Origin of the sequence: Sphingomonas sp. Leaf339, from assembly GCF_001426195.1 — a bacterium.
Lineage (GTDB): Bacteria > Pseudomonadota > Alphaproteobacteria > Sphingomonadales > Sphingomonadaceae > Sphingomonas.
Window position 1 is genome coordinate 1 of record NZ_LMRS01000016.1, and the last position, 10,929, is coordinate 10,929.

At 56.0% G+C, this 10,929-nt stretch carries 9 protein-coding genes; 2 read left to right on the forward strand and 7 right to left on the reverse strand.

Translation table 11 applies throughout. The features are described 5' to 3' along the window. Positions 1-195: 195 nt before the first annotated feature. From ASG67_RS18350 to ASG67_RS10040, 3 genes are all read right to left on the reverse strand, one after another. A complete protein-coding gene (locus tag ASG67_RS18350) occupies positions 196-1,221 on the reverse strand; it encodes a serine hydrolase domain-containing protein (protein ID WP_268796289.1) in 1,026 nt (341 codons plus the stop codon). 622 nt (positions 1,222-1,843) lie between these two features. Continuing rightward, positions 1,844-2,635 (reverse strand): winged helix-turn-helix domain-containing protein, encoded by a 792-nt coding sequence (locus ASG67_RS18355; protein ID WP_162244343.1) that lies wholly within the window; start codon positions 2,633-2,635, stop codon positions 1,844-1,846. Between the two features lie 167 nt (positions 2,636-2,802). After that, positions 2,803-5,862, reverse strand: a complete 3,060-nt coding sequence (locus ASG67_RS10040) for a TonB-dependent receptor domain-containing protein (protein WP_082543443.1) — start codon at positions 5,860-5,862, stop codon at positions 2,803-2,805. Between the two features lie 873 nt (positions 5,863-6,735). Here ASG67_RS10040 and ASG67_RS10045 point away from each other — a divergent pair. Continuing rightward, entirely contained in the window at positions 6,736-7,164 is a 429-nt protein-coding gene (locus ASG67_RS10045; protein WP_156460747.1) for a hypothetical protein, read from the forward strand. A gap of 634 nt (positions 7,165-7,798) precedes the next feature. Here the strand turns inward: ASG67_RS10045 and ASG67_RS18875 are convergent. The 3 genes from ASG67_RS18875 to ASG67_RS10055 all read right to left on the reverse strand — a co-directional run bounded on the left by ASG67_RS18875 (position 7,799) and on the right by ASG67_RS10055 (position 9,773). Next, entirely contained in the window at positions 7,799-8,008 is a 210-nt protein-coding gene (locus ASG67_RS18875) for a hypothetical protein (RefSeq protein WP_156460748.1), read from the reverse strand. Between the two features lie 645 nt (positions 8,009-8,653). After that, on the reverse strand, positions 8,654-8,914 hold the full coding sequence (locus ASG67_RS10050; RefSeq protein WP_056529356.1) for a hypothetical protein: 261 nt from the start codon (positions 8,912-8,914) through the stop codon (positions 8,654-8,656). Positions 8,915-9,173: 259 nt separating this feature from the next. After that, positions 9,174-9,773 (reverse strand): phage terminase small subunit P27 family, encoded by a 600-nt coding sequence (locus ASG67_RS10055; RefSeq protein WP_156460749.1) that lies wholly within the window; start codon positions 9,771-9,773, stop codon positions 9,174-9,176. Between the two features lie 82 nt (positions 9,774-9,855). On the opposite strand from ASG67_RS10055, the gene ASG67_RS19480 reads away from it, so the two are divergent. After that, the gene (locus tag ASG67_RS19480; protein WP_056529364.1) at positions 9,856-10,377 is read left to right on the forward strand and encodes a DUF3489 domain-containing protein; all 522 of its coding nucleotides are present in this window, start codon (positions 9,856-9,858) and stop codon (positions 10,375-10,377) included. On the opposite strand, the gene ASG67_RS10065 is transcribed toward ASG67_RS19480, so the two are convergent. Then, the coding region (locus tag ASG67_RS10065) for a DNA-methyltransferase (RefSeq protein ID WP_162244344.1) at positions 10,374-10,929 on the reverse strand (556 nt) is incomplete at its 5' end. The two genes, ASG67_RS19480 and ASG67_RS10065, sit on opposite strands and share 4 nt — an antisense overlap.

Sequence of the window (10,929 nt, forward strand, 5' to 3'; positions counted from 1 at the left end):
CCGCTTGAACTCGTCCGTGAACCGACGCTTCGTCGTACTCGCCATCATACACCTCCTGACTCCGCAAAGCCTATCATCGGTGTCCGCCAAACCGAGGGAAGATCAGTTTGCAGTCCGACCGCTCTTGGGAGCCGCGTCAGCACAGGCAATGTTGCGCAGCAATACCGCCTCCAAGAAGCTAGAAAATGGAGATCGCTAGGCCCGTGGCGATGTGAGGGAGATGCGTTTGATGATGCGCTGTGTGATCGCAGCCCCGCGTTCGCCACCGCAATTTGTGAGCGCCGCGCACCCACGACCGGACTTGCGGTCAATAATCGCACTCGCAAACCACAGCGTGTTCGACCCGTCGTGCGTTAGTCTGCTCGCTGGAGAGGCGGATGGTCCGTCCAGGCTCCAGCCTCCGGCATAACCGAGATCCGGTTCAGCTGGGGTGAGCAGATGCTTCAAGGTCGTTGGACGAACGAGAGACGGCCCGCCATGCAAATAACTCGCCAGGAATTGTGCGTAGCCCGAGGCGCTAATGTGTACGCCGCCGGATGGCCAAAGTACCGCCGGATTGTCAGCCTCACCGAGGGACGGGTCAATAGGTTTTAACTTGCTACCACTGGCTTCCCGCCCCCACGGCCCCGTGCGTGGAGGTGCCCCAAATCCCGCTTCAGCAATCCGCAAAGTTGCGAACACTTCGCTCTGCATCCCCTCCTCCCACGTTACGCTAATTGCCTGTTCAATGGCTGCACCCACCATCACGTAGTTCAGATTGCCGTAGCGATAGACACCCCGACTCTCCGGCGGAGCAACACCAAGAACGCGCTCGACCAGGTCTCGCCGTTGTTCACGGGCAGATTTTGCATCGGCGCGTCGCGCATCCAGCCACCGACCATCAATGAAGGTATCCGTTAAGCCTGCCGAGTGACTTAATAGTTCCTCGATCCGTATGTCGGCCCAAGCCGGATGCGATGCGATTGTAGGAAAGAGACTAGGAACGCTCGCGGCCCAGCGGCATCGCCCGAGATCAACCATACGGGCATAAAGAGCGGCCGTCATCGCCTTCGTATTGGAGCCAATGTGCCAGCGGAACGATGGATCGAGAACTGCGCCATCCTCGCCTTGCGAGATAATCCCCGAAACGCCCGCCATGGAACACGTCAACCCCACGACTCCGCTAGGGGTAACGTTCGCCCCACGAGCAATGGTCGATAAAGCGGCCCCCGCCGCACCCACAAGGAAGCTACGTCTTCTCAAGCGCTTTCGCCTTTTAGAGCCAACCAAGGCCGGGTTTTTTTTTAGAATAGGCAACTATGAACCTTAAAAGCCCAACCGCCCTGCATTTTTCGTGGAGGCGATTTGAGCGTCACCTAAGCTTCTTTCCGCCATGCCCGTGCGCTTGGCGTCCACATTAGGACTGCGGCAGCGGCGCCGCAGAGCGCTGAACATTGTAACGCCCAGTTACTACGGTTTATGTAGTATAATGCTCTGACAATCATCGCTTCGGTAAAGTGATAAAACCGTGGTTCGGGATTAAATAGTGTTGCAAACGCGACCAGCATAAGCGTAAAAAGGAACGGTAAGATAACGCCTAATGCAACATCACTTCTTAAGCGTGTTGCACATATTGTCATCATAATAATGAATGTCCCTAGTATAAACATCGCGGTGTATGAGATACTATGACGAGCGTTTCCCATCCTCATATCCGCCCAAATAATTGAAATAATCCACAGCACGACCGAACATACCGCAAGATATTCTGTGATCCGAACCTGAATCGGACGATTCACTCTAAATATCTTCATTGTTCGGCTCCGGCGCATCACGATATGACGGATCGTAAAAGCTTTTTACCTCAGTTCTGTCTAGCACCCTTCAACCTATAGCCCTTACCTCGAACTGTCTGAATCAGGTCTTCGTTGCTACTCTTCATTATTTTCTTCCGAAGACGACTTATGACCACGTCAAGAGAGCGATCGTTGATCATATGCCCGCTCTCAGTGTCAAAAGACCTTAGACTGTATCTATCTTTGGTGACATCCGGCTCACTGAACAACGCTGCTAATATCACGTACTCTGCTTGCGTTAGATTTATCACACTCTTTAAGGGCGATAGGAGCTCACATCGATTTTTGTCTAATACCCAGTCAAAGAATAGCAGCGTTGAAAAACTTTGAGGCGCTGACGGCGCGGTTGAGGTCGATCCGCCGATTGTTTCGCGTTTATGGCGACGAAGAAATGCGCGTATCCGAGCCTTTAGCTCGCGATAACCACATGATGAAGCGAAACAATCATCTGCCCCGATTTCGAGGGCCAATACTCTATCTATCTCGTCATCCGTTTCAGCTCTGACCATTATATACGGGAAGCTATCGGCAGAACGAATAAGCCTGACAGCAGAAATAGTATCCAAATCCGAGAGTACGGAGTCTATTAGGACTAAATCATATTTCGCCAATTTTTGTAATTCATGGACCGCATTTGCGGTTTCCACGAACTCGACCTTCGCCGTTGTCGCGATAAAACTATCTATGACGTTTCCGTCTGGATGTGTTGATCGAGCAACGATTACATTTGCTCCACCGTCCACCCCCTTATCAGAATGATCGCCAAGGCCATTTTGCCGTGAAGATTGCTCGTCAGACATGAAGCAGCTTTCCATAAAGATAAATCGCCAAATTCAAGCGGTCGACACGACATTCAATAGCGTTTCAACATGGAAGACTCTCTTGAAGGATTTATTCGGTTGGAACACAAAAAAGGGCTGCCCCCCAATGTTCATGGGGGCAGCCGACACGATAAAGCCTCTAGTTCTTAAAATCCAGCGCGCACGTTCGCGAAGAAGGTTCTGCCTACGTAATCGTAGGCGCTGTATAGCGGCACGTTCCCAACACGATTGTAGGCACCCGAAGAAATCTGCGGCAGCTTCTGTTCGAGGAGGTTACGTACACCAATCGTAAATTGGAACTTGTTGTCCAGGCGCCACCGAATTGAGGTAGAGTGGATGAAGTAGTCTTTTGCCTCAAAGACGTACGTAGCACGTTGCGCGTCGGTGAGGCCGACATAGTCCGCGCTGCTGTTTGTACTTCCAACCCATTCGACCGAATAACGGAAGGAAATCTTGTCAAAGCCGATGCCGCCATCGAATGTCCCCGACCAACGCGGGTTGTTCAGCGATCCAATATCGTTTTCAATCGGGTCAGTTGGCAACAACTGGTTGTAACGCTGACCAAAGCGGGTGACCTGCCCCCCGATGTCGAAGTTCGTTTCACCACGGCGGACCGAATAACGGGCATTAAAGTCCCAACCCGTGACGCGCGCAGTGGCAATATTTACGAATCCGGTGGTTACTGTAAGGGCCTGATTTGCCGGGTTGCGGACGATAAGACCGCAGACGCTTTGCGCCCGGAAATCCGGATCGTCATAGCATTGTTGCAGGATCGTCGCGGAGCCAAGCTGCGACACACCACCGTCGACCTTAATGTTGAAGTAATCGGCAGATACCGAAAGCTTGCCCCAATTGCCAAAATTCGGCTGGAAAACGCCACCGGCAGTCCATGCAACCGAGTCTTCTGACTGCAGTCCGGAGTCGGCACCGCCGCGCTGGAGAACGGCGATACTGTTCGTCTGCACGAAGCCAGTCGCGAGGCCATCGGCCTGGCAATTTGCGACCCGTACTGGATTTTGGCCTGCCGCGCCAAGATTGTTGCAAGGATCTCCGCTTGCCGCCCCAAAGCCACTGGTCGCGCCAAGATACTGCTCGAACAGTCCTGGTGCGCGATAACTGGTGCCGTAGCTGCCGCGTGCAGACAGCCAGCGCACCGGCGAGTAAATGCCACCGACCTTATATGTCGTCTGGGAACCGTACGATGCATAATCGGTGTATCGGGCGGACGCCTTGAGCGTCAGGTCCTGGAAGAACGGACGATCGCTCAGGATCGGCGCTTCAATTTCGCCGAAAACCTCTTTGACGTTGTCACTGCCACGCGTGATGGTCGACGAGGTGAAGTTATAGACGTTGCCACGCTGGCTATCCAGAGCGGGAGTGTCATTCAGCGTTTGCTTACGATACTCGGCACCAACGGCGATCTGGACCGGTCCGCCCCAGATGTTGAACAATGGGCCATCGACAACTGCGCTAACGATCGTTTCGCGGAAGCTCGTCTTTCCAGTGACAGGTTCGGCAATAAAGCCGATCCATGATGCGGGAAATTGTCCTCCGACAACAGCGGGTGTCAGCGCGGGTGCGGCTACGCATCCGTTAGCGGTATTGCGACACACAAAGCCGGAGCCAGACGCAACGACGTCGAGGCTTTGGTTAAGTTTATCCGTGAGGACAAGGTCGGAGGTATAGCTAGAATCAGACCACGACCGCAGCACCGAGGCGTCGTAGTGAAAGCCACCACCGATCTCACCACGGACGCCGCCCAGAGCACGGACGAAATCGACGGTTTGACGGTTATTATAGATGCCATAATCCGCAAAAACTCGGATGCCGACAGGAACGCCCGGATTTGTCGGCTGCGCGCCGAGAGCGGCGGTCGGGAATCGCAGATTTGTCGGAATAAGCGGGCTTTGGAAAGGATAGTCGAACGACAGCTGGCGGTTGCCGTTCTGCTCGGACTTGCGCCTATTCACCAACAATTCGGCATAGATTTCCGCGTTGCCGAGCGCGTCGAGTTCGTAACTTCCCTGGAGGAAACCCGTGTAGTTTTTGCCGGGGTTGACGATCTCGTTAGCGAGCAACGATCTGGGATATGTGTCGCGAACGCCAAGGGGAAGAGCCCCGCCGCCGACACATTCAAAGCCAAGAACCGCTCCGCCAGCCGTGCTGTCGGGACGAAAGCGATTACAAACCTGAGCTGTAGGCGCGCCGAAGCCAGCTGAAGCTGGCAGTGCTCCGTAACCGGCGGGTACGCCGGCAGCGCGGTCCACCAGCTGTCCGTTGAAATTTGGGGTCGCGATCGTATTGATCGTGACGCCGCTTTCACCAGTAACGCCGGTCGGATAGCACTTTGGCTGGCCCGTAAGCGGATCGATAAAATCTCCGGTCCCCGGTGCGCTATTTGCGTCGGCCTTACGGTAACTAGTTTGACAGCGTGTGAAATTAACATCGCTTTGCGCAACGGCTTGGCGGCTGGAATACTCGAAGGATCCGGTAAAGCGGAACCGATCACCCTGCGCACCAAACAAAAGACCGTAGCGCTCGGTCTTTCCGACGCCAATTTCTGGCATATTGATTTGGGCGTCGGCCAGAATCCCCTTAAAGTTTGATCGAGTGATGACGTTCACAACGCCCGCGATCGCGTCCGATCCATAGATCGAAGAGGCGCCCCCGTTCAGAATTTCGATTCTATCCACCAAGATATTTGGCAGGACATTTAAATCCGCGGACCCAACGGAGCCCCGTGATCCAGAAGGTGCCAGACGGCGTCCGTTCAGCAGCGTCAAGGACCGACTTGTTCCGAAACCACGCAAAGATAACGTATTTGCGCCAGGACCGCCGGCGGTCACAAAGCCACCGTAAGAATTGTTGATCTGCGCCGTACCGTTACTGATTGCTGCGCTTTGAAGTACCTGTGCGGTAGAGCTGAATCCAGCTTGTGCAGCCTGATCAAAGTTAACAATGTTTACGGGGTCAGCAGTGTTAAACTGACTGCGGCGAATACGCGAGCCGGTGACGAGAATTTCACCCTTTGAATCGGGCTTTTCACCACCTTGTGCAGATGTGCTGTTGCTTTCGTCATCCACAGTTGCCGGTGTTACTTGCTCCGCATCGGGCGTGGTTGGAGCGACTTGAGCGGAAACGTAGGCCGGTGCGAGCAGGATAGAACTGGCGAGCGCGGTGGCGCATGCAAAGCGCGATATTTTCATCTGGTACAACCCCCTTGACGAGCCGACTGACTTCGTTCGCCCAAGGCTGCCGATCCATCACCGGATATGCAATGGTGTTGATGGGACATGAATGAACGGAAAGTCATATTGTTACCATGTGTCACCAAACTGCAACACGCGGGCTCGGCCTGATGGTCTGCCCGAGGGAAGCTGTTGCCTTCCAAGGGGTTTCATCGCGGATGCAATTAAGACTGCTCCCGTTTGTGCACGCCGAAGCAGGTGCTCGTTATAAGCGTGGACGCCGGTCTTTATTCCGAGGCATCACCCTCCCGCGCACCGTACAAAAGTCGGTTTGCCTTGCGTCACAGACGCGACAAGATTTGCGCCGCTCATGTCATATTGACTACGGTCACTATCTATCACGCTTGATATAGCGGTTCTATCACGACGAAAAATTTTATGAATGTCGGATGCTTGATCAGAACATCTAGTGGGCGCGCACCCTGATGACTAATAGTGGCAACACTTTTACGCGGGCCTGGTAGTTAGCACTCGAATCGCTGAACGGGAGTGTTTTTGAGCGGACACGATTTTAATGTTGTGAGGTGAAGACGGTCGGCTATATTTTTGCACGGAATAGAAAATGCCGACTGCGCCATTGGCCCGTATTGCCAAATCAATTGCGCCCGCGCCGCAAATTGAAGCCGACCTTGCAAACGGATGCTCAACCAACCGGGACAAAGCCGCGGCAGTGATTAAGACGATAACTGCAACGACAGGCAGACTTGATCAAAGTTGGCTAGGAATGTCTTGAGTTGTTGGAAGTCGGACATTGGCGCGTGGTTTAGTTCGACGTATAATTCGGTGCGACCAGTGTGAAGAGGCGGTCTCGGCCTAGCTTCCGGCTAGGCAATGATTGTGCTGAGATTGACGCCATTTTTAAAGGCACCGGTTGGGCAGGAACGAGAAATGAGGCTTATTGGGCAACGCTGGGAATTTCAGATCGGCAACACCGTGGTCGAGGTTGATAACGCCTACAGCTGGACACTGTGGGGACAGGAGCGCCTGCTGGTGAACGGTGAGCAAGCTCACGCCAGCAACGGCAGGATGCGGTTCTCACAAAAGTACAGAGAGCCGTGGCTCACGCCGTTCGGCGATGGTGAATTGAAGGTCTGGCTAAGAAGCACCACGACCAAAATACGGTGCAGCGTGTTTCTAGACGGCGAAGAAGTACCAGCGACTGCCATGTACGCCACAAACTGGCAAGGACCGGCAGGTAGCTGGCCGACAGAAGACAAATGGCAGAAGCAGCCGCCTGGGGCCGGATTGGCGGCGAACTGACGCGATCCGAATGAGAAGTCACTTTGACGGATTGGCTTCGAAATCGTACCCTTTGCGTTCGCTTGTAGGCGAATGCCGACAGGCACCTTTGGATTAATGTCGATCGGCATCTTGAACGTCGCGACATGGTGGAGAGTGGAACGTCCGCTTTAACGCGAAGCCCTTTTGGCCGCCTCGCCCACGTCACAGCTATGTCTCGCGCGCGGCGATCTCAGTGAGTGACCTGATAAATCGCTCGACCGACATCGATCGCGCCATAGAAAATAAAGACATAACAGGTGATCAGCCACAGGGCTCTATAGCGTTTAGACAACCGCCGCCACCAACTCGCGTAACCAGACATTTGCTCTCCCATGTCCCAAGGAAGCTAACTCGACGGCACCGCGCCGTCCACTGCGTCACGCCGCGAGCGGCTGATAATGGGCACTTTCAGCACGGCCGCTTTCTGCCTGCGCTTTGATTGCGGTGCGTGGTAGCCAGCCGATATTCGAGTGCTGCAACGGTTCCGTTTTCTCGCGTGCCTCTGCGCCCGCCGCTTGGTTTTCTTCGCGGACTGCGCGGGTTGAGCGTCCGTCGGATCACCCCCCCCCTTGCCCCGGCCAACCGGGTTTGCAGCGCTGCTCGTAACGCCGGATCAAAACCAAGCCTTGAGCTTCGAAAATGTGTCGCGGATCATTTGCATGCCGATAACCTGTTCCGGTGCGATCTGCCATTCGACGCTTCCGCCCGCTCTGACTTTTACACGAATGGCCGGTGATCGTGAGGGCTGGGCCTTCTCAAAAGGGATCGAGTTTCGGGATTTCGGATGAGAGTCATCGTGGCTAAGTGCATCGGATATCTGCATCACAAACCGCGCGGACTTCCGCCGTTACCAAAGCGATGCAGAACCTGTGAGTTTTGCATCATAACCACAAAAATTACCTGTGACTTGGCTTTGTCGCTTTAGGGCGTTCCGCCGCTGTCATGTCGCCCTTTGCGCGGCATATGCGTCTTAAAGGCTGACAGGCAATTCCTGGGTATGAGCAGCGCTGCCTGCCATCAATAGTCGTACAGGCGCGGCATTCACGCTTTGTGTCGATGCAACCTTGTGTTGCCGCCAGTAGTAGCGTGAATGTCAATAGCATCGTTTCGTCCTTTCATCACGGCAAGCACGCCAGCTTGCGGTCACGCGAACTGCGCCGTCAAGCAGCTGATCGCTGATGCATGGTTTGTATCAAAAAACCTACGGTTAGGTTGGAACGACACGACAAGACGCAACGATCAAAGCCAATGTAGTGATGCCGCTCCCCGCAGGTGCTCACGTCGATCCGAGCGTTTAGCGACACGCCATTCACCGATCGTTGTGATTCCCGAAGCAAAGGCACCGTTAACGAGAACTGCGGTCCACATTCCTCCGGATTGTAGCATCATGCCTCCTCAGCAACTGCGTTTGCCAAAACCGCTGCAAGCAGCAATCGCAGCTGTATAACGAGCAGCTGTTCGCCAGAGCTTATTGAGCGATGCCGCGACGGCGAAAGAACATCAGTGCTGACAGGGCGGCTAATCCCATGGCTGAACCAAGGGCGCGCAGTTGGAGGATGTTCTCGGGTTCTGCCGCAGCATGCCCCCCGAAGCTGCCAAAAGCGAAACCAATTGCAAGAAACAGCCCGGCTACACGAGCATAGGTCCGGTGGCCCAGCCACCCGACGACCGCCCACCCCAGAAGTCCGTAAATCATGACGTTCGCGCAAACTGTAGCGACGGTGGGCATGCGGGATGTTTCCTCAAACTGGGACTGGAAGCTAACCGGCCAAGATCGTGATCGCAATCTGTTCGTTCCGTCTCTGTAATTCGGCTACCCGATCCGGTTGCTAAAGCTTGCGGCCTTACTTCGCCCAGTGGTGGTCGTCTGACGAATGTGCTCCACTACACCCCCATCATCAGTGCTATCCCGCGTGTATCGTTGCGGTCAGACTTGTTGAGCTGTTGAGCGTGCAACAGCGCTCTCATGTGGCGGGTCGGGGCAGCGTTCAGTCCCCGAAGAACTCATCAGGCTCTCGCGGCCCGCCATAGTTCCAAGGTCCAGCCAGCAGCCCATCCGGATCCATGCCGCCGTCGCGTATCCAACTCGGGCCACCGTCTATCTGAACGCGGGTGCGGCTTGAAGGCGAGAACCCAAGCTCGGAACCGGCCTTGAGCATAAGCTGCGCCTGCTTGTTGAGGATGGCGAGATAGGGAGATTGCAACGGTAGGCCGGCGTTTGGCGACTTCGTAAGCAGACCGTATTGCGCGATCTTTTCGGCGGCTTCGCGGTGCATGTCCTCGGCGACGACCCAGATGGCGAGCACGGATCGGTCCAGCTGCTTCAGCAGACCGTGAGGCGCGTGGGTAATCGCATAAGCCCAGCCGTCGCGCTGGGTAGCGCTCATCCACTCAGGCGCTGCGTACAGATCACCGTTCGGCTTGGGCTCGCCCCTGTTAAGCCGCCGCTTGCCCGGATTTCCTTCCAGTTCCTTGAGCGCGGTGGGCTTGGGTCTACGCCCGCGCATGGCGAAATGCTGCAGATATGACTTGATGCTCGCGAACAGCCGAGCATGTGTGTCGCCCATCGCGTGGATCAGGGGATCCACCGCACCTGCCCTTCTCGCCCCTGCTCAGGGGCCTGTCGTCGTAGGACCGGCACAGTGCGCGGTCTGCAGAGGGAATAGATCCATGAAACTTAGCGATACCCAGACCGCCATCCTTACCGCCGCGATCGCGCGTGACGACCGGATGGTCTTTCCAGTAGATCTCCCCATCAAAGGCGGCGCTGTTGGCAACGTGCTCAAAAGCCTGCTCAAGCGTGGGCTGGTGCAAGAGACGCCCGCCACCGACCGTGGCGTCGTGTGGCGCTGCAATGATGCTGGGCAGCCTCTCACGCTCCAAGCGACCACAGCGGCTGTACAGACATTCGGCGGCGGCATCATACACGCGGGCGACCGCGAGGTCACCGTGGTGAAGGGCATGGCCGCCGAGGTTGTCGCACCCGTCCTCAAGCGCGGCACCGCTTCTGAGACCTTGGTTTTGCTGCTCCGCCGCCCTGAAGGCGCGACCATCGCCGAGATGCAACAGGCGACCGGCTGGCTGCCGCACAGTGTTCGCGGGGCGCTGTCTGGCGTCGTTGCGAAGAAGCTGGGACACACTATCAAAAGCACGAAAGAGGAGCGCGGTCGCATTTACCGCATTGCGGCCTAAGCCGAGCACAAAAGCACCCTGGTTGCGGCAACCTCGCCGAAACTGCCCCCCTCCCCTTCCAGCACAGCTGACTGACCGGTCAGCTGCTGCCATCTGATGACCGCCACATCCACGTACCGCGGGTCCAGCTCCATGCCGAGACAGTGTCGCCCGCAGGTGTCGGCTGCGATCATGGTCGTACCTGATCCTGAGAACGGCTCATACACCGCCTGCCCGGTGCTGCTGTTGTTGAGCATCGGCCGGCGCATGCACTCGACCGGCTTCTGGGTGCCGTGCACCGTCTCTGCATCCTGCCCCTTGCTCGCGATCGGCCATACGGTGGTCTGCTTGCGATCCCCTGCCCAGCCGCCCGAACCACCCTTGCGAACTGCATACCAGCAGGGCTCGTGCTGCCAGTGATAATGCCCCCGGCTGAGCACCAGCCGTTCTTTCGTCCAGATAATCTGGCTGCGGATTGATCTTTCCCTGACTCGGCGGACACGCTGGGTTAGCTGGTCATGCGCTGCTCGGCCTGTTCGGGCGTGAGATACCCGAGGGCCGAGTGCATGCGGT

Excerpts from the sequence above, each read along its gene's own strand:
- ASG67_RS18875 (WP_156460748.1), bottom strand. The coding sequence starts at position 8,008 with ATGCAGATATCCGATGCACTTAGCCACGATGACTCTCATCCGAAATCC.
- ASG67_RS18355 (WP_162244343.1), bottom strand. The coding sequence starts at position 2,635 with ATGTCTGACGAGCAATCTTCACGGCAAAATGGCCTTGGCGATCATTCT.
- ASG67_RS10050 (WP_056529356.1), bottom strand. The coding sequence starts at position 8,914 with ATGCCCACCGTCGCTACAGTTTGCGCGAACGTCATGATTTACGGACTT.
- ASG67_RS19480 (WP_056529364.1), top strand. The coding sequence starts at position 9,856 with ATGAAACTTAGCGATACCCAGACCGCCATCCTTACCGCCGCGATCGCG.
- ASG67_RS10040 (WP_082543443.1), bottom strand. The coding sequence starts at position 5,862 with ATGAAAATATCGCGCTTTGCATGCGCCACCGCGCTCGCCAGTTCTATC.
- ASG67_RS10045 (WP_156460747.1), top strand. The coding sequence starts at position 6,736 with ATGATTGTGCTGAGATTGACGCCATTTTTAAAGGCACCGGTTGGGCAG.